Origin of the sequence: Pseudoxanthomonas winnipegensis (assembly GCF_030322905.1) — a bacterium.
In the GTDB taxonomy this organism is placed as follows: domain Bacteria; phylum Pseudomonadota; class Gammaproteobacteria; order Xanthomonadales; family Xanthomonadaceae; genus Pseudoxanthomonas_A; species Pseudoxanthomonas_A winnipegensis.
This window is the reverse complement of sequence record NZ_CP095475.1, coordinates 1,273,971-1,294,730: the sequence shown is the minus strand read 5'-3', so window position 1 is coordinate 1,294,730 and position 20,760 is coordinate 1,273,971. Positions and strand designations below refer to the sequence as shown.

Below are 20,760 nucleotides of genomic sequence, written 5' to 3'. Positions count from 1 at the left end.
GAGTATGACTTTCGGGCCAGGCACCGAGTTGATGTCGATATATTATAACGTTAATGTTTCCTGATGACCTCCCTCCCCAGAAGTTGCCATTTATGACGCGATCTTCCTTCCGCAGCGCCGGTGTGTCCGCGCTGTCACGCGCCCCGCTCGCCGCCGCCCTCGGCCTGGCCCTGATCGGCTTCGGCGCCCATGCCCAGGAGGCGGCCACCGCCCCGTCCAGCGACAGCCGCCACGGCCGTGCCGAGCATCTGCATGCCAAGGACCTGGACGCGATCAAGGTGACCGCCGACCCGTTCCGCAGCGCCGCCGACGACCTGAGCCAGCCGGTCAACGTGCTGGCCGGCGAGCGGCTCGACGAGGCACGCGCCTCCAGCCTGGGCGAGACCCTGCAGGGCATCCCCGGCGTGCAGTCGTCCAACTTCGGCCCCGGCGTGGGCCGGCCGATCATGCGCGGCCTGGACGGCCCGCGCGTGGCGGTGATGTCCGACGGCATGATCACCCAGGACGTGTCCACCGTGAGCCAGGACCACTCCCCGGCGATCGAGCCCTTCCTGGCCGACCAGATCGAGGTGCTCAAGGGCCCGTCCACCCTGCTCTACGGCAACGGCGCCATCGGCGGCGCGGTGAACGTGGTCGACGGCCGCATCGCCGAGACGCCGGTACAGGGCGTCACCGGCCGCGCCGAGACGCGCGTGGACTTCGGCGACAAGGACGGCCAGACCAGCATGGCGCGCATCGACGCCGGCAACGGCGGCCTGTCGATCCACGCCGACGGCGTCTACCGCAACGCCAAGGACTACGACACGCCCAAGGGGCCGCAGGCCAACACCTTCCAGGACACCAAGACCGGCTCGTTCGGCGCTTCGCTGTCCGGTGACTGGGGTTTCTTTGGTGCGTCGATCTCGCGCTTCAACGACAGCTACGGCAACCCCGGCGAGCCGGGCGACCTGGCCCAGGGCGAGCGCGGCGTGCACCTGGAGCTGCACCAGGACCGCTTCGACGTGAAGGGCGGCCTCAACGATCCCTGGGGCGCCGGCAGCGGCCTGCGCTACAGCTTCTCGCACACCCGCTACGACCACACCGAGTTCGAGGGCGAGGAAGTCGGCACCAGCTTCTTCAAGCGCGCCAACGAGGGCCGCGTGGAAGCGACCTTCAGCGCCGACAGCGGCTGGCAGAGCGCGATCGGCCTGCAGGGCACCGACAGCACCTTCCGCGCCGTGGGCGAGGAATCCTTCGTGCCCAAGACCGACACCAAGTCGGTCGGCCTGTTCGCGGTGACCAAGAACGCCTGGGGCCGCTTCTCCACCGAGCTGGGCGCGCGCATCGACCGGGTCAAGTACGAGACCGACACCGGCCTGTCGCCCGACTTCAAGCCGGCCAGCTTCTCGGCCAGCTTCGGCTTCGGCCTGGCCGAAGGCTGGCGCCTGACCGCCAACCTGGACCACTCCGAGCGCGCGCCGGTGGAAGAGGAGCTGTTCGCCGATGGCCCGCACATCGCCACGCTGGCCTATGAGATCGGCGATGCGACCCTGGACAAGGAAAAGGCCAACCAGGCCGAGCTGGGCCTGCAGTACAGCAACGACTGGATGGATGCCAAGGTCTCGGCCTACTACAACCGCTACAACAACTTCATCTACGTGGCCGATACCGGCGGCCAGTGGTACCACGAGGAGGACGACGACTACCTGCCGATCCGCCAGTGGACTCAGGCCGATGCGACCTTCCACGGCTTCGAGGGCGAGGCCGATTTCCACCTGGCCAAGTCCGACACCGCCGGCGACTGGGATCTGCACGTGTTCGGCGACACCGTGCGCGCCCGTCTGAACGACGGCGGCAACGTGCCGCGCATCCCGCCGGGCCGTTTCGGTGCGCAGCTGCGCTGGCAGGCCACCAACTGGCGCGCCTCGCTGGGCGCCACGCGCTACATGAAGCAGGACAAGCTGGGCGCCAACGAGACCGAGACCGCCGGCTACACCATGGTCGATGCCCACCTGGCCTACCACATCGACACCGGCTCGACCGCGTGGGAAGTGTTCCTGGACGGCAACAACCTGCTCGACCAAGACGCGCGCGTGCACACCTCCTTCCTCAAGGACGATGTGATGCTGCCCGGGCGCAACGGCACCTTCGGCGTGCGCGTGTTCTTCTGATCCAACCCGGCGCGCGTCCTCTCCCACCGGAGAGGCGCGCGCTACAAGCGCACCCGGTGCGCGACCTATCTGCTCTCTCCCCCGCGCTGCCGCACGGGATTGCGGGCCGGAAGACGTTCCCCTGTCTTCCGGCCCGTTTTTTTTTGCGCGCATCACAAGCGGGACTGAGGTCGCTTGGGTAAGGGCCTGATCCGCCAGCGGCGCTGGCGCGACGTCGCCAGACCCGTATGCGCGTGGAATCCGGCGTTGCGGAAAGTCGGATTCCAGAATGCGTGCATATGCATGCATCATGCGGACCGACACCCACCGGAGCCACGTCATGCCCCTGCCCCCGGACACCGCCTGCACCTGCTTCCGGCTGCGCCGCGCCGCGCGCCAGGCCTCGCAGCTCTATGACCGCGCCCTGGCGGCGATCGGCCTGAGCCTCAACGAATACTCCATCCTGCGCCGCGCGCAGAAGGGCACGCGCACGCTGGGCGAGCTGGCCGAGGTCTGCGGCATGGACCGCAGCACGCTCACCCGTAACCTCAGGCCGCTGCTCGCCCGTGGCCTGCTGCGCGAGGCGCGCGGCGAAGACGCGCGCCAGCGCCTGATCCAACTCACGCCCAAGGGCGAGCGCGCCATCGCCCAGGCGATCCCGCTGTGGCAGCAGGCCCAGGCGCAGATGACCGCGCTGTTCGGCGCCGGCCCGATGCGGCGCCTCAACGACGACCTGGATGCCCTGCATGCGGCGCTGCGTCCGCTGCGGGAGGCCGCATGAGCACGACCGCCCCGCGCACACCGTGGCTGCTGCTGGCGGTGGCCTCGACGATGCTGCTGCTGACCATGGGCGTGCGCCAGACCACGGGCCTGTTCGTCAAACCCATCGCCGCCAGCACCGGGATCGGCATCGCCTCGATCAGCTTCGCGCTGGCGATCGGGCAGCTGGTGTGGGGCGCGGTGCAGCCGGTGTTCGGCGCGATCGCCGACCGCCACGGCCCGGCGCGCGTGCTGGTGTTCGGCGGCCTGCTGATGGCCGCCGGCTGCGCGCTGACCCCGTTCATGACCAGCCAGGCCGGCCTGATCCTCAGCCTGGGGCTGATGGCGGCGGCCGGCGCGGGGGCCGGCAGTTTCTCGATTCTGATCGGCGCCACCGCCCGGCACATCCCGGCGGCCAGGCGCTCCTTCGCCTCCGGCGTCATCAACGCCGGCGGCTCGCTGGGGCAGTTCCTCTTCGCGCCGCTGGTGACGCTGGGCATCAGCGTGGCCAGCTGGTCGGCGGCCATGTTCGGCCTGGCCTTCGCCTCGCTGCTGACGCTGCCGCTGATCGCCCCGCTGCTGAAGCCACGCCGGGGCGACCCGGCCGCGGCCATCGCCCACGCCGCCGTGGCCGCCCACCTGACCCTGCGCGAACAGCTGCGCCTCGCCCTGCACGACCGCAGCTACTGGCTGCTGCATCTGGGCTTCTTCACCTGTGGAGTGCACATCGCCTTCCTGGTCACGCACCTGCCGGGCGAAGTGGCGCTGTGCGGCCTCTCGCCCAGCGTGGCCGGCACCTCGATCGCCCTGATCGGCCTGTTCAACGTCGCCGGCAGCCTGACCGCCGGCGCGCTCGGCCAGCGCATGCCGATGAAGTACGTGCTGGCCGCGATGTACGGCAGCCGCGCCCTGCTGATCGCGCTGTACCTGATCTCGCCGCCCACGCCGATGACCTTCTATCTCTTCGCCGCGGCGCTGGGCTTCACCTGGCTGGCGACCGTGCCGCCCACGGCCGGCATCATCGGCAAGCGCTTCGGACCGCGCTACCTGGGCACGCTGTTCGGCCTGACCCTGCTCTCGCACCAGATCGGCGGCTTCTTCGGCGCCTGGCTGGGCGGCGTGGCGCTGGAGCGCTCGGGCAGCTACGCGTGGATGTGGTACGCGGACATGGCGCTGGCGCTCGTGGCGGCGGTGGCGAATCTGCCGATCCGGGAACGGGCTTTGGAAGCTCGACCAGCGCTGGCGTGAGGCTCGACCATGCGCTTCTTGCTGTGGTTTAAAGCAAAAGCTTTCGTGCCGCTTCGCGGCCCGACCTACTTTCTTTGCTCGTGCAAAGAAAGGTAGGCAAAGAAACACGCCCCGGGCGGCACGCCTGCGCTGCGCGCAGGTCCGCTCCGGGGCGAGGGATTTTCCAAGGGGACATCCTGTCCCCTCGGAAAACGCCGCACATCCCTGTGCGGCGCCCTGCGGGTCTTGTCCTCGCCCCTCCGCCGTGCCTCACGGGGGTCTGAAAGTCCAAAGCAAAAGCAACCACAACAGCCGAAGCCGTTGTGCTTTGGCTTTTGCTTTGGTTCTTGATTCTGCTGTTGCCCTAACCCCCCTTGAGGTCGGGCGGAGGACGACGGGTCAAACCCGAAGGGCGACGCGCAGGACGCGCGTCGTTTTTGGAAGGGACATGGATGTCCCTTCCAAAAATTCCCGGCGGCCGGAGCGGACTTTTCGCGCAGCGAAAAGCCGACCGCCGGGGTGTGCTTTCTTTGGCCTACCTTTCTTTGCACAAGCAAAGAAAGGTAGGTCGGGCGGCGAAGCCGCACGAAAGCTCTTGCTCCAGAAGCTTTAAAAGCCGTCGCTTATAAAGAAAAGCCCGCGAACCGCAAGCCCCCAACACAAGTGAAGCGAACTACTGCGCCTCCGCGCACCGCGCACACAAGCCATGCACTTCCAGCGTCTGCGCCTGCGGCTGAAACCCCAGCGCCTTGGCCCGCGCCTCCAGCTGATCCACCACCACCCGATCCTCCAGCTCCACCGCCGAATGGCAGCGGTCGCAGATCAGGAACGGCACCGAATGCGCGGCGCTGTTGGGGTGGTGGCAGGCGACGAAGGCGTTGACCGACTCGAGCTTGTGCACGAAGCCGTTGGCCATCAGGAAATCCAGCGCGCGGTACACCGTGGGCGGCGCATCGGCGCCCACGCCCTTGGAGGCGCGCACCAGGTCGAGCAGCTCGTAGGCCTTGATCGGCTTGCCGGCCTCGGCGATCAGGCGCAGCACGCGCGCCCGGATCGGCGTCAGGCGCAGGCCGCGCTCGCCGCAGGCGTGCTCGACCGCATGCACGAAGCCTTCGGCGTTGTGCACATGATGATGGGGCGCGATGCAGGCGGGCTTGGCGGCGGCCATGGGGCTCGTTCCTTACGGGATCAGTCGGCTTGCGCGGTCTTGATAAGCGCCGCGTCGATGCGTTTCAAGGCCTGCTCGCGGCCGGCCAGGTACACGGTATGGGAAATGTCCGGGCTGACCTGGGTGCCGGTGATGGCCACGCGCAGCGGCTGGGCGACCTTGCCCATGCCCAGCTCCAGGGCGGCGGCGGCCTCGTGCAGCGCGGCCGAGACCGACTCGACCTGCCACTCGCCCAGCGCCGCCAGCAGCTCACGCGCCTTGGCCAGCGGCGCGGCGGCGGCGGGCTTGAGGTGCTTGGCCACGGCGGCCTCGTCGTATTCGGTCAGCGGCTGGTACCAGACCACGGCCTTCTCGGCCATCTCCTTCAGGGTCTGCACGCGCTCGCGCAGGGCGATCACCACGTCCACCGGCGCCGGGCCGGCGGCCAGGTCCACGCCCAGCTTCTCCAGCTGGTACACCAGCTGCGGGGCGATGGTCTCCGGCGCGTCGGTCTTGAGGTAGTGCTGGTTGACCCAGCCCAGCTTGGCCATGTCCAGGCGGGCGGCCTTGGAGTTGACGTCCTTGACGTCGAACAGCTCGATCAGCTCCTGGCGCGAGAACAGCTCCTGATCGCCATGCGACCAGCCCAGTCGCGCCAGGTAGTTGATCAGCGCGTGCGGCAGGTAGCCGGCGTCCTTGTACTGCATCACGTCGGCCGCGCCGGTGCGCTTGGACAGCTTGGCGCCCTGCTCGTCCAGGATCATCGGCATGTGCGCGAACTTCGGCACCGGCGCGCCCAGCGCCTGGTAGATGTTGATCTGGCGCGGGGTGTTGTTGATGTGGTCGTCGCCGCGGATGACCTCGGTGATGCCCATGTCCCAGTCGTCCACCACCACGGCGAAGTTGTAGGTCGGGTAGCCGTCCGGGCGGAAGATCACCATGTCGTCCAGCTCGGCATTGGCGATCTCGATGCGGCCCTTGATCAGGTCGTCGAACACCACGCTGCCCTCGAGCGGGTTCTTGAAGCGGATCACGCGGTTGGGATCGTCGCGGTACGGCAGATTCAGCTCGCGCGCGGCGCCGTTGTAGCGCGGCTTTTCCTGCCTGGCCATGGCGGCCTCGCGCATGGCGTCGAGCTCCTCGCGCGTCTCGTAGGCGTAGTAGGCCTTGCCCTGCGCCAGCAGTTGCTCGGCCACCTCCTGGTAGCGTGCGATGCGCTGGGTCTGGTAGACCGGGCCCTCGTCGTAGTCCAGGCCCAGCCAGTCCATCGCCTCCAGGATCGCGTCGATGGCCGCCTGCGTGCTGCGCTCGCGGTCGGTGTCTTCGATGCGCAGCACGAACTGCCCGCCGCGGTGGCGCGCCTCCAGCCAGCAGTACAGCGCGGTGCGCGCGCCGCCGATGTGCAGATAGCCGGTGGGACTGGGGGCGAAGCGGGTACGGCAGGTCATGAAGAGCCCAAGGGGAACGTGCGAACGGGGAATGGCCGGCATTTTACCCGGCGCCACGCGGCCGGGCCGGTATCATGCGACGATGACCACGCTGTTCATCTCCGATCTGCACCTGGACGCCAGCCGTCCGGCCATCACCCACCTGTTCCTGCGGTTCCTGCGCCAGGAGGCGCTGCAGGCCGAGGCGCTGTACATCCTGGGCGACCTGTTCGAGGCCTGGGTGGGCGACGACGACCCGTCCGAGCTGGCCACCCAGGTCGCCCAGGGGCTGCGCGCGGTCAGCGAGGCGGGCGTGGCGGTGTTCTTCATCCACGGCAACCGCGACTTCCTGCTCGGCCAGGACTACGCCGAACGCTGCGGCATGCGCCTGCTGCCCGACCCGGCCGTGGTCGAACTCTACGGCGAGCCGGTGCTGCTGCTGCACGGCGATCTGCTGTGCACCTCGGACGTGGCCTACCAGCAGGTGCGCGCGCAGACCCGCAATCCGGCCTGGCAGGCGCATATGCTGGCCCAGCCGCTGGCCGCGCGCATCGCCTTCGCCGCGCAGGCCCGTGCGGCCAGCGCCACGCACCAGGGCGGCATGAAGCACGACAGCGCCAAGTTCGAGACGCTGACCGACGTCACCCCGGCCGAGGTCGAGACCAGCTTCGTGCGCTACGGCCTGACGCGCATGATCCATGGCCACACCCATCGCCCGGCCGTGCACGAACTCACCGTCGACGGGAAGGCCTGCACCCGCATCGTGCTGGGCGACTGGTACGAGCAGGGCTCGGTGCTGCGGGTGACGCCGCAGGGCTACGACCTGCAGTCGCTGCCGGTGCAATAGCGGCAAAGCCTGGCGGGGAGCAACTGTCCCCACAAATCTCGGCGGCCTGCCTGTAGAGCGGAGCTTGCTCCGCTGCTCTTCGTTCGGTTCGTGGGGGAGGCTCCAACGGAGCGAGCTCCGCTGCTCTTCGTTCAGTTCTTGAGGAAAGCTCCAGCGGAGCAAGCTCCGCTCTACAGGGAGGCCTCACTCCATCGCATTTCCCCAACGCGCTCGGGCTCAGGGCGCTTCCAGCGCCGCCAGCTCGTCCTCGTCGAAGCCGGCCTGCAGGCGGGCCTCCAGATTGAACGGCCCGCGCAGGTAGCCGCCGGCGTAATGGCGCAACAGCTCGCGGAAGCGCGCGCGCGGCTCAACGCCCTCGCGGGCGCAGTACCAGCGGTACCAGCGCGAACCGGCCGCCACGTGCGCCACTTCCTCGCGCAGGATCAGCTCCAGGATCGCGACGGTCTGCGCATCGCCCAGCGCGCGCAGCTTGGCGATCATGCCCGGGGTGACGTCGAGCCCACGCGCCTCCAGCACGCGCGGCACCAGGGCCATGCGCGCCAGGCCGTCGTTGGCGGTCTTCTCGCACATTTCCCACAGGCCGTGATGGGCGTCGAAGTCGCCGTAGTCGTAGCCCAGCGCCTGCAGCCGCGTGCGCAGCAGCATGAAGTGGCGCGACTCGTCGTGGGCCACGCCCACCCAGTCGGCGTAGAACGCAGCCGGCAGGCCACGGAAGCGGTAGACCGCGTCCCAGCCCAGGTCGATGGCGTTGAGTTCGATATGGGCGATGGCATGGACGAAGGCTGCGCGCCCCTCCACGCTGCCCAGGCCGCGCTTGGGCACTTCGCGCGGATGCACCAGCCGCGGTCGCGGCGGGCGGCCGGGCATGCGGATCGGATCGGGCGGCGGCGCGTCCTCGGGCAGCGGCAGCTCGCCGCGCGCGAAGGCCGCCGCGTAGCGCTGGGTCAGGGCGACCTTCTCGGCCGGATCGGCCGCGTCCAGGCACTGGCGCGCCGCGGCGAACAGCTCGCGCGCGGGGCTCGCGACCGCCGCGCTCATTCGAGCGCGTGGGAGAGATCGTCGACGGTCACGCCCGGCGGCAACGAGGCGACCTGCGCGTGCAGCTGTCCGGTCAGCGACAGATAGGCCTTCAGATCGGTCGGCTCCAGCGCCTCGCTGCTGCGCACGCCGCCCAGGACCGGCGGCAGGCGGAAGGCCCAGACCTGGCCCGCGGCGAGCGCCTCGCCGGCGCGCAGCCGCGGCGCGACCAGGTCGAAGCGGAAGCAGTGCGCGACGAACTCGGCATCGCCCAGCCGCTGCAGGAACTCAGGCAGATCGTCGGCGACCTTCTCCAGCACGCCGTCGACGCAGTCCAGGAAATACACGGCCTGTTCCTGCCGGGCCTGCACGAAGGCATCGCCGGCCAAGCTGAGCATCAGCGGCTGCATGCCGCCGCCGGTCAGCCAATCCCAGTCGGTCAGCAGCGTGGCGCGGTCGATGTCCTCGCCCAGCGCCACGCACAGGTCTTCCAGGGTGATCGCCATCGACGCGAGGCAGCCTCAGACTGCGCGGCGCTTGCGCTTGGCCTCGTCCGAGCGCAGCTGCTGGATGCGCTCGAAGTAGCCCGGCTCGATGCCGGTCACGTAGTCGCCGTCGAAGCACGAGGAATCGAAGCGCTTGAGCTGCGGGTTGCCCTCGCGCACGGCCGTTTCCAGATCGTCCAGGTCCTGGTAGATCAGCCAGTCGCAGCCGAGGAATTCCTCGATCTCCTGCTCGGTGCGGCCGTGGGCGACCAGCTCCTCGGCGGCCGGCATGTCGATGCCGTAGATGTTGGGATGGCGCACCGGCGGCGCGGCGCTGGCCAAGTAGACCTTGCGCGCGCCGGCGTCGCGCGCCATCTGCACGATCTGGCGGCTGGTGGTGCCGCGCACGATCGAGTCGTCGACCAGCAGCACCACGCGGTTGCGGAATTCCAGATGGATCGGGTTGAGCTTGCGGCGCACGGACTTGGTGCGCTCGCCCTGCCCCGGCATGATGAAGGTGCGGCCGACGTAGCGGTTCTTGACGAAGCCCTCGCGGTATTTCACCCCCAGCACGTTGGAGATCTCCAGCGCCGCGTCGCGCGAGGTGTCGGGGATCGGGATGATGGTGTCGATGTCGTGGTCGGGCCGCAGGCGCAGGATCTTCTCGCCCAGCTTCATGCCCATGCGCATGCGCGCCTTGTGCACCGAGACGTTGTCGATCATCGAATCGGGCCGGGCGAAGTACACGTACTCGAAGATGCACGGCGCGTGCTCGGTGCTGGTCGCGCAGATCTCGGAGAACAGCTCGCCGCGCGCGGTGACCACCAGCGCCTCGCCCGGGCGCACGTCGCGCACGCGCGCGAAGCCCAGGATGTCCAGCACCGCCGATTCGGAGGCCACGATGTATTCGTCGCCCTCCACGCTCTCGCGCTTGCCCAGCACCAGCGGGCGGATGCCGTGCGGGTCGCGGAAGGCCACCAGGCCCAGGCCCAGCACCACGCTGACCACCGCGTAGCCGCCGCGGCAGCGCCGGTGCACGCCGGCCACCGCGCGGATCGCGGCCTCGGGGGTGAGCATGCGCTGGGCGTCCAGCTCGTGGGCGAACACGTTCAGCAGCACCTCGCTGTCCGAGTCGGTGTTGATGTTGCGGCGATCGGCCTCGAACACCTGCTGGCGCAGCGCCTCGGTGTTGGTCAGGTTGCCGTTGTGCGCCAGGGCGATGCCGTAGGGCGAGTTGACGTAGAACGGCTGCGCCTCGTCCATGCCCTCCGAACCGGCGGTCGGATAGCGGCAGTGGGCGATGCCCACGCGCCCTTCCAGCACGGCCATGCGCTTTTCGTCGAACACATCGCGCACCAGGCCGTTGGCCTTCTGCACGCGCAGGCGGGTGCCGTTGGCCGTGGCGATGCCGGCGGCATCCTGGCCGCGGTGCTGCAGCACTGTCAGGCCGTCATAGAGCTGGCCAGCGACGTTCTGGGTACCGACGATTCCGACGATGCCGCACATGGGTGTTCTCCGCTCGGGTTTGCTGCGAGGTGACGTGACGAAACTAGCGCGACCGTTACTGGCCCTTGGGCATTGGCACGACCCGCGCCGGGTCGCCTTCGTTGGGATGCACCTGGGCCGGATCGCCCGGTGCGGGGTCTTCAAGGGGCTGGGGCCAGCGGCCGGCACTGCGTCCGCCGTCGCCCTTCAGAGCCTCGGACACCGTCTGCCCGAGTTGCGGCAGCTGCGCGGCCGCCTGCTGGAACTTGTCGTTGAGGGCGCCATTATCGCCTGACAAGGCCGGATTGTTGAGATCCAGGTTGCGTAACCGGTCCACGTTCATGTCCCGCAGATCGGGCATCGCCGGCATTTGCGGCACGGACAGTTCCGGCAGCTGGGCGCGCATCCAGGCCGCGCCGGGCGCGATCAGGGGCATCAGATGCGACTGGCGCCAGGCCGCCTCGTGCGGCAGCGGGGTGAAGGACAGCAGCAGCACCAGCACACAGGCGAAGAACCCGCCGCGCACCAGCCCCAGCCCGCCGCCGGCCAGGCGGTCCACGCCCGAGAGGCTGGTGTTGCGCACCGAGGCCTTGATCACCATGCCGATCAGCGCCACCACGATCATCACCCCGACGAAGGTCAGCGCGTAACCGCCCAAGTAGTCGGTCATGCCCGGCGTCCCGCCGTCGGCGAACTGGCGCGCGGCGCGGTCGCCGAACAGGAAGGCCGCCAGGCCCGCCAGCACCCAGGACAGGGTGCCGACCACGATCCCGACGAAGCCGCGCAGCAGCCCCAGCAAGGTGGACACCACGATCACCGTGCCCAGGACCAGATCGATCACGGGCTACTCCCGGCGCCGTGAAGAGATGGACGGATTGTCGCGCTTCGAAGTCATCGGTCTTCCTCCCTGGACCAACCGGCGTCCTTCAAGGCCTCTAAGGATGCGGGCGGACGATGCCGGTCAGGCCGTTGCGCGCGGCGACCTGCGCCTTGAGCTGGTCGGCCTCGGCGCGGGTGGACACCGGCCCGACCCGCACCCGGAACAGCCGGCCGCTGTCGGTGGACACCGGCTCGACGAAGGCGCTGAAGCCGTTGCCGCGCAGCTTGTCGCGCAGGCTGTTGGCATCGGCTTCCTTGCCGAACGCGCCGACCTGCACGGCGAAGCCCACGCCGGTGGCCGCCGGCTTGGGCACGGCGGCGACAGGGGGCTTGGATTCGACCGGCGCGGCCGGCTTGGCCGGCGTCGGCGCCGGCTTGGCGGCCGGTTCAGGCTTGGCCGCGGGCGCGGGCTTGGCCGCCGGCGGCGCCTCGGTGGCCAGCTGGGCCGCATCGGGATTGGGGGTGGCCGGCGTGGCTGCAGGCGGCGTGGAGGCCGCGGGCGCGGTGGCCGGCGCGTCGCTGCCAGCGTCCAGTGCGATCACCTCGGCCTTGACGTCGCTGCGCACCTTGACCGCGGCCAGGCGCGCGATCTCGGCCTGCGCGCGGTCGGCGTATGGCCCCACACGCACGCGCCAGGCCGGCTTGCCGCCGATGGTGGCCTCCTGGCGGAAGGCCTCGAGCCCGGACTGGCGCAGGCGGTCGATGACCACATCGGCATCGGCCTGGCTGGCGTAGGCGCCGAAGGTCACCGCGTAGTCGCCGCCGGCGGTGGCCAGCGGCAGGCCCTGGGCGTTGGTGGCCGGCTTGGGCGCGTCGGCCGGGGTCAGCGTCTCGGTGGCCGGCTTGGGCTGGGCGGGCATGCCGGTGGCGCCGTTGGCGCCGGGCTGGCCGGGGGTCACCAGCGGCAGGTCGCGGGTCTCGAACTGGCCCTCCGGCGCCTTGGGCACATCGGTGGAGACATCCGAGACGCCGCTGTCGCTGGCGGGGCCCTTGATCAGCATGGGCAGGAAGATGACGGCCAGGGCGACCAGGACGATGGCGCCGATGATGCGGTTTCTCAAAGCGGTATCCATCGTCTTGGGCGACGGCTTTGGTGATGAAGTGGCGAATTATAAGCGCGCGCGCCGCGGCGCTTTCCTCATGCGCCTGAATCCAGCACCGCCAGCGCCTCGGCCACGGTGTGGAACGAGCCGAACACCAGCACGCGCTCGCCCGGCGCGGCGGCCTTGAGCGCAGCGTGCAGCGCCTCGGCAATGCCGGCAAAACGTTCACCCGCCGCGGCCGGCGTGCCGGCCAGGCGCGCGGCGAGCGTGTCGGCGTCCTGCCCGCGCGGCGTGCCCGGCTCCAGCCCGGCCAGGAACCAGCGCGCCACGCGCCCTGCCAGGGCGTTGGCCACGCCGGCGGCGTCCTTGTCCGACAGCGCGGCGTAGACCGCCAACGTGCGCGCCGGGTGCCGGTCCAGGAACGCGGCCAGTTCGCGCGCGGCCTGGGGGTTGTGGCCCACGTCCAGGCGGAGCTCGATGCCCGCGCGCTCCAGCCGCTGCAGGCGCCCGGGCACGCGCGCCTGGGCGATGCCGGCGGCGAAGGCGCTGGCCGGCAGCTCCTCGGGCAGCGCGCGCAGCGCGGCGATCGCGGTGGCGGCATTGGCGCGCTGGGCCGGCGCGTCCAGCGGCAGCGCCGGCAGCAGCAGCTCGGTGCCGACCTCGCGCCAGCGCCACTGGCCGTCCTCGGCCGCCTCGTGGAAGAAGTCGTTGCCCAGCTGGATCACCGCCGCGCCGATGGCGTAGGCGTGGCCGAGCACGCTGGAGGGCGCGGTGACCTCGCCCAGCACCAGCGGCGTCCACGGCCGGGCGATTCCGGCCTTCTCCTTGCCGATGGCCTCGCGGTCGGCGCCCAGCCAGTCGGTGTGGTCGATGTCCACGGTGGTGATCACCGCCACGTCCGGGTCGATCACGTTGACGGCATCGAGCCGGCCGCCCAGGCCGACTTCCAGCACGGCCAGGTCCAGCCCGGCGCGCTGGAACAGCCGCAGCGCGGCAAGCGTGCCGTATTCGAAATAGGTCAGCGGGGTGTGGCCGCGCGCGGCCTCGACCGCCTCGAACCCCTCGACCAGCGCCGCGTCGTCGGCCTCCACGCCGTCGATGCGCACCCGCTCGTTGTAGCGCCGCAGATGCGGCGAGGTGTAGGCGCCGACCTTCCAGCCGCCGGCGCGGGCGATGGCCTCGAGGAAGGCCACGGTCGAGCCCTTGCCGTTGGTGCCGCCGACCGTGACGACCTGGCGCGCCGGCTTGCCCAGGCCCATCGCCTCGGCCACCGCGCGCACGCGCTCCAGGCCCAGTTCGATGGCGCTGGGATGCTGGGCCTGGATGTAGCTGAGCCAATCGGCCAGGGAACGGGAGACAGGGACGGACATCGGGCGGTACGGGGCGTTGGGGGGGCGCCATTGTGACCGCACCCCGCCCGCACCGCGAAGCGCGCCCGCCGTGGTCAGCGCACCCGCCCGATCGCCGGGTCGCTGCGGCTGGGGCGGCCGGTTTCCAGGTGCCCGGCCAGGCGGCGGCGGAACGCGCCGCCCGGCTGGGTGAGTTCCAGGTCGTACCAGTGGTCGGCCTGGGCCACCTCGATGCGCACGGTCTGCCGCTCGCCGGGGCGCAGGCTGATCCTGCGCGGCGCCGGGTCGGCGTAGTCCAGCGCGCGCAGCTGCAGGACGACCGGCGTGCGCGTCGGGTTGGACAGCTGCAGCACCAGCGTCTCGCCGTCCCGCGTGGCCTCGACCAGCGGCGCGGCATGGCCCTCGCCGGCGAACTCGCGCAGGAAGCCGTTCGGCCCGTGCACCGCCAGCGCGTAGGCCCCGGCCGGCAGCGCATGCGGCGCGTCCTCCAGCGTGCGGCCCGGCAGCACCGTGTAGTACCAGGGCCCGACCGCGCCGCCGTCGGCGTAGACGTTGAACACCGCCGCCGCCTGCCCGTCGTTGACGAAGACCAGGCGCAGCCCGTCCTCGCCGTGGCGCGCATGCACCTGCAGCGCGTACGGCAGGGCCCGCGCCGGGCGCTGGCCGGGCTCCTGCTTCGGCTGCGCGCCCGGCACCGGCACCACCGGCGCGGGCTGGCGCGCGGCGGCCTGCATGCGCTGCAGGTAGTCGGCGGTGGACGGCAGGGCCGAGAGCGCCGAGTCGTCGGGCGTGGCGAAGTCGAACACGCTGGTCAGATCGCCGGCCACCGCGCGTCGCCACGGGCTGATGTTCGGCTCGGCCACGCCGAAGCGCGCCTCCAGCAGCCGCAGCACCGAGGTGTGGTCGAACACCTGCGAATCGACCCAGCCCCCGCGCGTCCACGGCGAGACCACCGTCATCGGCACGCGCACGCCCAGGCCGACCGGCGTGCCCTTGTAGCTTTCGCCGCGCACCTCGACCTGGCTGGCGCCCATGCGCGCATCCAGCGCCGGCAGCGGCGCGGGCACATGGTCGAAGAAGCCGTCGTTCTCGTCGTAGTTGATGATCAGGCAGGTCCGCGCCCAGACCTCGGGCACGGCGGTGAGCGCATCGAGGATGCGCGAGGCCAGCGACTCGCCATGGGCCGGCGTGGCCTCGGGGTGCTCGCTGTACGGATACGGCGCGACGATCCACGACACCTGCGGCAGCTTTCCGTCACGCACGTCGGCGGCGAAGGCATCGACCAGGTGCTGGGCGGTGCTGTGCTGCGCATTGTCGGCGTCGGAGCCGGGCACGATCCCGCGCCCGCGCCGGTACAGCGGGTCGCGCACGTCCATGGCGCGGAAGCGCGCGAACGAGGACAGCGGGTTGTCGCCGTAGTTGTCGTACTCCTGGTAGACGCGCCAGTCGATGCCGGCCTCCTGCAGGCGTTCGGCATAGGTGGTCCAGCGCAGGCCGACGAAGTCGGCCCGGTCGCGCTTCATGTCCGCGGTCCAGTTGCCGTCGTCCGCGTTGTCCACCGCCTGGGCGCCGTCGTTGCCCACGCTCAGCCCGCTGCTGCCGGTGAACAGGTACATGCGGTTGGGATTGGTCGGCCCGTGCAGCGAGCAGAAGTAGCCATCGCACACGGTGAAGGCATCGGCCAGCGCGTGATAGAACGGGATGTCCGCGCGCTGCAGATGCCCCATGCTCAGCGCGCCCTTGTACGGCACCCAGCAGTCGTACTGCTGCCAGCGCGCGGCGTCCTGGCCGCGCGCGCCTTTCCAGTTGTGGTCCAGGCTCTTCATCACCGCTGCGCTGGTGGCGCGCGTGTCCAGGTGGAAGGGCAGCACGGGCGCGCCGCCGTCCTGGCGCTGCTGCCATACCGGCGCGCCATCGCGCAGCCGCAGCGGGCGCGGGTCGTCGAAGCCGCGCACCCCGCGCAACGTGCCGAAGTAATGATCGAAGGCGCGGTTCTCCTGCATCAGGATCACCACATGCTCCATGTCCGCCAGCGTGCCGCTGCGCACCTGCGCCGGCAGCGCCAGCGCGCGGCCGATGGAGGCAGGCAGCAGGCCAGCGGCGGTCAGCGCCGAGAGGCGCTGCAGGAAATCGCGACGCGAAAGTTTGTGCATACCGACATCTCGGAAACGAAAGAAAGCCCGGCGCAGCGCCGGCCGCCCAGCGGTATACGCCAGATGTTTGTCAGGCGCACGACATCCGGGACGTCATCGCCTCGTCATCGCAACTTCATGAATCGGTGACACCGTTCCGCCGCCTCCTCCCTCACGGCTTTCACCGATGTCACTTTCGATTCCCACGCCGCGCCGCAGCGCCCTGGCGCTCGCCCTGCTCTGCTCCATCTCCGGCCTGGCCCAGGCCGCCGACCCGCCGGCCGACGCCGCCGAGGCGGCCCCGGCCGATGCCAAGCAGCTCGACGCGGTCTCGGTGGTCGCGCGCGGCGCGACCCGCCAGGTGCAGCGCGTCAACCAGCAGGACATCGAACGCCTGCCGGCCGGCAGCAGCGCGCTGAAGGCGATCGACAAGCTGCCCGGCGTGCAGTTCCAGTCGGCCGACGCCACCGGCGCCTACGAGTGGTCCACCGCGATCTACCTGCACGGCTTCGACCAGAGCCGCCTGGGCTTCACCCTGGACGGCGTGCCGCTGGGCAACATGAGCTACGGCGTCACCAACGGCCTGTCCATCACCCGCGCCATCCTCTCCGAGAACATCGCCTCGGTGGAGCTGGCGCAGGGCGCCGGCGCGCTGGGTACGGCGTCCAACAGCAACCTGGGCGGCACGCTGCAGTTCTATTCGGCCGATCCGGAGACCGAGTTCGGCGGTCGCTTCTCGCAGACCGTCGGCGACCGCAACGCCAGCCGCACCTACGCGCGCCTGGACACCGGCGAGCACAACGGCCTGTCGGCCTACGTGGCCTATGCCGACTCGGACATGGACAAGTGGAAGGGCGACGGCAGCCAGCGCTACGAGCAGTTCAACGCCAAGGCGCTGTACGCCTGGGGCGAGGGCAACCGCGTGAGCCTGTTCGTGGACAAGTCGCGGCGCAAGGAACAGGACTACATGGACCTGTCGCTGACCAGCCAGAAGGTGCTGGGCTGGGACTACGACTACCTGGTGCCGGACTGGGCCACCGCCGCGCAGATGGCGCGCGCCTACCAGCGCACCGGCACCTATGCCGGCGTGGCCAACGGCTATCCGGCCTCACTGGCCGGCCTGCCGGCCGACTACGACTGGCTGGACGCCACCTACTACTGGGGCGCCGGCCTGCGCGACGACACCCTGGCCGCGCTGGCCGGCAGCTTCGTCTTCAGTCCCGCCGTCTCGCTGGACGTGACCGGCTACTACCACGGCGACCGCGGCGAGGGGCAATGGGTCACGCCCTACGTGCCGACCTCGGCCAGCGTGCCGCTGTCCATGCGCACCACCGACTACGGCCTGGACCGCTTCGGCGGCACCGCCGCGCTGAAGTTCAACATCGGCATCAACGAGATCGAGCTCGGCGGCTGGGCCGAGAACGCGCAGAACACCCAGGAGCGCAACTACTTCCAGCTGGGCGGGCCGTTCACTTCCATGTTCAACTTCTACGAGGCCGGCGACCCGTTCTACCGCCAGTTCCTGCAGAAGTACCAGACCCGCACGCGCATGGCCTATGCGCAGGACACCCTGCGCCTGCTCGACGACCGGCTGAGCCTCAACTTCGGCGCCAAGGCGGTGAGCACGCAGATCCAGGCGCGCTCGCTGGTGCCCAGCAGCAGCTATGCGCAGGGCACGATCAAGGCCGACGACCACTTCCTGCCGCAGGTCGGCGTCAGCTACAAGCTCGACGAGGCGCAGGACGTCTACGCCTCCTACAGCAAGAACATCGCCGCCTTCGGCTACAGCCCGTTCGCCACCAACCAGGCCACGTTCAACCAGCTCAAGAACACCCTGGACCCGGAGCAGTCGCAGACCGTGCAGGCCGGCTGGCGTACCCACGGCGAGCGCTACGAGGCCTCGGTCGGCGCCTACTACACGCGCTTCTCCAACCGCCTGCTGACCATCTCCCCGTGCAGCGCCATCCAGACCTGCTCGGCGATCCTGAGCAACGTCGGCGAGGTGGACAGCAGCGGCGTCGACCTGGCCCTGGTGTGGAAGCCGATCGACGGCCTGAGCTGGCTCAACACCCTGTCCTGGAACCGCTCCAAGTACCAGGACGACTACCTCAACAACGGCGTGGTGGCGACCAAGGGCAAGCAGGTCGTCGGCCTGCCGGAATGGATGTTCTCCTCCAGCCTGTCCTGGCGGCAGGACGGCTGGCACGCCTCGATCGACGGCAAGTACACCGACAAGCGCTACCTCACCTACCTCAACGACTCCAGCGTGCCCAGCTACTGGCTGTTCAACGCCGGCGGCGGCTACGACTTCGGCCGGGTCGGCGCGCTCTCCCGCCTGGACGTCTCGGTCAACGTGACCAACCTGGCCGACAAGCGCTACTTCGCCACCACCGGCACCAACGGCTATGTCGCCTCCGATCCGGACGGCTACAACCAGACCCTGATGGCCGGCGCCCCGCGCCAGGTGTTCTTCACGGTCGACGCGCGCTTCTGATCGCGCAAGCAGGGACGGCGGCCCGGCGTGGATGAAAGGTCCACGCCGGGCCGCGGCTTATAATTGGTCTCCTCTTTGTCTTCGGTTGCAACGCACCATGGCGGACACGATGAAAGCGCTGGTCAAGCGCGAGGCGGGCAAGGGCATCTGGATGGAACAGGTCGCCAAGCCCGTGCCCGGCCCCAACGAGGTGCTGGTCAAGCTGGAGAAGACCGCCATCTGCGGCACCGACCTGCACATCTACCTGTGGGACGAGTGGAGCCAGCGCACCATCAAGCCGGGCCTGACCATCGGCCATGAGTTCGTCGGCCGCATCGCGCAGCTGGGCTCGGCGGTGACCGGCTACCAGGTCGGCCAGCGCGTCTCGGCCGAAGGCCACATCGTCTGCGGGCATTGCCGCAACTGCCGCGGCGGACGTCCGCACCTGTGCCCCAACACGGTGGGCATCGGCGTCAACGTCAACGGCGCCTTCGCCGAGTACATGGTGATGCCGGCCTCCAATCTGTGGCCGATCCCCGACCAGATCCCCTCCGAGCTGGCCGCGTTCTTCGACCCCTACGGCAACGCGGCGCATTGCGCGCTGGAGTTCGACGTGATCGGCGAGGACGTGCTGATCACCGGCGCCGGCCCGATCGGCATCATCGCCGCCGGCATCTGCAAGCACATCGGCGCGCGCAACGTGGTGGTCACCGACGTCAACGACTTCCGCCTCAAGCTGGCCGCCGACATGGGCGCCACGCGCGTGGTCAACGTCGCCAACACCTCGCTCAAGGACGTGATGGCCGACCTGCACATGGAAGGCTTCGACGTCGGCCTGGAGATGAGCGGCAACCCGCGCGCGTTCAACGACATGCTCGACTGTATGTACCACGGCGGCAAGATCGCCATGCTCGGCATCATGCCGCGCGGCGCCGGCGCGGACTGGGACAAGATCATCTTCAAGGGTCTGACCGTGCAGGGCATCTACGGCCGCAAGATGTACGAGACCTGGTACAAGATGACCCAGCTGGTGCTGAGCGGCTTCCCGCTGGGCAAGGTGCTGACCCACCAGCTGCCGATCGACGACTTCCAGAAGGGCTTCGACCTGATGGAGGAAGGCAAGGCCGGCAAGGTCGTGCTGAGCTGGAACTGAGGTCCGCCTCGGGCCATCACGCGAAAGGCGCCGCGAGGCGCCTTTTTCGTTTCATGTGCGTCCCGCAGGGATGCCATGGGTGGGCGATCCGCAGATCACACAGCAGCTTTCACTCATCCGAACGCTGCCAGCGCACCGGCAAGCCCGGCTAGCGCTCGGCGAAGACGCCCCAGCGCGCCGGGACCAGGCCGACCCGCTCGCCCACCTGCACGCTTTCGGTCGCGGCCGGCAGCTCCAGCTCCAACGGCGTGCCATCGTCGAGACGGGCATGGATGCGCTGGCGCGGACCGCTGCGCTGCACGCTCTCCACCTGCGCCTGCCAGCCGCCCTGCCCCGGCGCGACCGGCTGCAGATCCTGGGGACGCACGAACAGCGCCACCGCGCCGTCGGCCAGCGCATCGCCCTGCGGCGCAGCCAGCGCCAGACCGCCGACGCGCAGCACCTCGCCGGCCTTGTGGCCCGAGAGGCGGTTGGCCTCGCCGACGAAGCCGTAGACGAAGGCCGACGCGGGCTGGTCGTAGACCTGCGCCGGCGTGCCGATCTGTTCGATGCGGCCCTTGTTGAGGATGGCCACGCGGTCGGCCAGCTCCAGCGCCTCTTCCTGGTCGTGGGTGACGAACACGGTGGTCACCCCGGTCGCCTCGTGCACCTGGCGCAGCCAGCGGCGCAGGTCGCGGCGCACCTTGGCATCGAGCGCGCCGAAGGGCTCGTCCAGCAGCAGCATCTTCGGCTCGATCGCCAGCGCGCGCGCCAGGGCCACGCGCTGGCGCTGGCCGCCGGAGAGCTGGGTGGGATAGCGCGCGCCCAGGCCCTCGAGCTGCACCAGCGAGAGCAGCTCGCGCACGCGCTCGGCGATCCGGGCCTTCGGCCAGCGCGCGCGGCCACGGCGGACCTTGAGGCCGAAGGCGATGTTCTCCTCCACCCGCATGTGCTTGAACAGCGCGTAGTGCTGAAACACCACGCCCACCTGGCGCTGCTGCACCGGCAGCACCGAGGCGTCCTGGCCGTCGAACAGCACGCGCCCCTCGTCGGCATGCTCCAGCCCGGCGATTACCCGCAGCAGTGTGGTCTTGCCCGACCCGGACGGGCCCAGCAGCGCCAGCAGCTCGCCCGGACGGATGTCCAGATCGATCGCGTCCAGCGCGGCGAAGGCGCCGAAGCGCTTGGAGAGGTGTTCGACCGTGATGCCCATGGGTTGTTGCGGACCT

Annotated in this window: 16 protein-coding genes; 6 read left to right on the top strand and 10 right to left on the bottom strand. The window is 70.0% G+C overall.

Features of this window, described 5'->3' with window-relative positions; translation table 11 throughout:
• The first annotated feature begins 92 nt into the window (after positions 1 to 92).
• From MWN52_RS05655 to MWN52_RS05645, 3 genes are all read left to right on the top strand, one after another.
• Positions 93 to 2,150 (top strand): TonB-dependent receptor, encoded by a 2,058-nt coding sequence (locus tag MWN52_RS05655; protein WP_286576974.1) that lies wholly within the window; start codon positions 93 to 95, stop codon positions 2,148 to 2,150.
• A 319-nt stretch (positions 2,151 to 2,469) separates the two neighbouring features.
• Positions 2,470 to 2,910: a MarR family winged helix-turn-helix transcriptional regulator gene (locus tag MWN52_RS05650; protein WP_228257773.1), complete on the top strand. Its 441-nt coding sequence runs from the start codon at positions 2,470 to 2,472 to the stop codon at positions 2,908 to 2,910.
• Positions 2,907 to 4,136, top strand: a complete 1,230-nt coding sequence (locus MWN52_RS05645) for an MFS transporter (protein ID WP_286576972.1) — start codon at positions 2,907 to 2,909, stop codon at positions 4,134 to 4,136. The genes MWN52_RS05650 and MWN52_RS05645 overlap by 4 nt, the downstream gene beginning before the upstream one ends.
• A gap of 652 nt (positions 4,137 to 4,788) precedes the next feature.
• On the opposite strand, the gene MWN52_RS05640 is transcribed toward MWN52_RS05645, so the two are convergent.
• Positions 4,789 to 5,283 (bottom strand): transcriptional repressor, encoded by a 495-nt coding sequence (locus tag MWN52_RS05640; protein ID WP_130516090.1) that lies wholly within the window; start codon positions 5,281 to 5,283, stop codon positions 4,789 to 4,791.
• Positions 5,284 to 5,303: 20 nt separating this feature from the next.
• The gene (gene gltX, locus MWN52_RS05635) at positions 5,304 to 6,710 is read right to left on the bottom strand and encodes a glutamate--tRNA ligase (protein WP_286576970.1); all 1,407 of its coding nucleotides are present in this window, start codon (positions 6,708 to 6,710) and stop codon (positions 5,304 to 5,306) included.
• 82 nt (positions 6,711 to 6,792) lie between these two features.
• Between gltX and lpxH the strand changes: the two genes are divergently transcribed.
• Positions 6,793 to 7,536 carry a UDP-2,3-diacylglucosamine diphosphatase gene (lpxH, locus tag MWN52_RS05630; protein ID WP_286576969.1) on the top strand — a complete coding sequence of 248 codons (744 nt, stop codon included), beginning with the start codon at positions 6,793 to 6,795 and terminating at the stop codon, positions 7,534 to 7,536.
• A 216-nt stretch (positions 7,537 to 7,752) separates the two neighbouring features.
• Here the strand turns inward: lpxH and MWN52_RS05625 are convergent, their stop codons facing one another.
• From MWN52_RS05625 to MWN52_RS05595, 7 genes are all read right to left on the bottom strand, one after another.
• A complete protein-coding gene (locus MWN52_RS05625) occupies positions 7,753 to 8,574 on the bottom strand; it encodes a ferritin-like domain-containing protein (protein ID WP_286576968.1) in 822 nt (273 codons plus the stop codon).
• Entirely contained in the window at positions 8,571 to 9,059 is a 489-nt protein-coding gene (locus tag MWN52_RS05620; protein ID WP_286576966.1) for a T6SS immunity protein Tdi1 domain-containing protein, read from the bottom strand. Before MWN52_RS05620 ends, MWN52_RS05625 begins: the two co-directional genes overlap by 4 nt.
• A 15-nt stretch (positions 9,060 to 9,074) precedes the next feature.
• Complete coding sequence (gene purF, locus MWN52_RS05615; RefSeq protein WP_130523444.1) at positions 9,075 to 10,544, bottom strand: amidophosphoribosyltransferase; 1,470 nt, start codon at positions 10,542 to 10,544, stop codon at positions 9,075 to 9,077.
• Positions 10,545 to 10,599: 55 nt separating this feature from the next.
• Complete coding sequence (locus MWN52_RS05610) at positions 10,600 to 11,364, bottom strand: CvpA family protein (RefSeq protein WP_286576965.1); 765 nt, start codon at positions 11,362 to 11,364, stop codon at positions 10,600 to 10,602.
• A 94-nt stretch (positions 11,365 to 11,458) separates the two neighbouring features.
• The gene (locus tag MWN52_RS05605) at positions 11,459 to 12,475 is read right to left on the bottom strand and encodes an SPOR domain-containing protein (RefSeq protein WP_286576964.1); all 1,017 of its coding nucleotides are present in this window, start codon (positions 12,473 to 12,475) and stop codon (positions 11,459 to 11,461) included.
• Positions 12,476 to 12,540: 65 nt separating this feature from the next.
• Complete coding sequence (gene folC, locus MWN52_RS05600; protein WP_286576963.1) at positions 12,541 to 13,815, bottom strand: bifunctional tetrahydrofolate synthase/dihydrofolate synthase; 1,275 nt, start codon at positions 13,813 to 13,815, stop codon at positions 12,541 to 12,543.
• 74 nt (positions 13,816 to 13,889) lie between these two features.
• Positions 13,890 to 15,947 (bottom strand): phosphocholine-specific phospholipase C, encoded by a 2,058-nt coding sequence (locus MWN52_RS05595; RefSeq protein WP_286576961.1) that lies wholly within the window; start codon positions 15,945 to 15,947, stop codon positions 13,890 to 13,892.
• Positions 15,948 to 16,113: 166 nt separating this feature from the next.
• Between MWN52_RS05595 and MWN52_RS05590 the strand changes: the two genes are divergently transcribed.
• Complete coding sequence (locus tag MWN52_RS05590; RefSeq protein WP_286576960.1) at positions 16,114 to 18,420, top strand: TonB-dependent receptor family protein; 2,307 nt, start codon at positions 16,114 to 16,116, stop codon at positions 18,418 to 18,420.
• Between the two features lie 97 nt (positions 18,421 to 18,517).
• Positions 18,518 to 19,552 carry an L-threonine 3-dehydrogenase gene (tdh, locus tag MWN52_RS05585; RefSeq protein WP_165394567.1) on the top strand — a complete coding sequence of 345 codons (1,035 nt, stop codon included), beginning with the start codon at positions 18,518 to 18,520 and terminating at the stop codon, positions 19,550 to 19,552.
• 148 nt (positions 19,553 to 19,700) lie between these two features.
• On the opposite strand, the gene MWN52_RS05580 is transcribed toward tdh, so the two are convergent.
• The gene (locus MWN52_RS05580; RefSeq protein ID WP_286576959.1) at positions 19,701 to 20,744 is read right to left on the bottom strand and encodes a sulfate/molybdate ABC transporter ATP-binding protein; all 1,044 of its coding nucleotides are present in this window, start codon (positions 20,742 to 20,744) and stop codon (positions 19,701 to 19,703) included.
• Positions 20,745 to 20,760 lie beyond the last annotated feature (16 nt).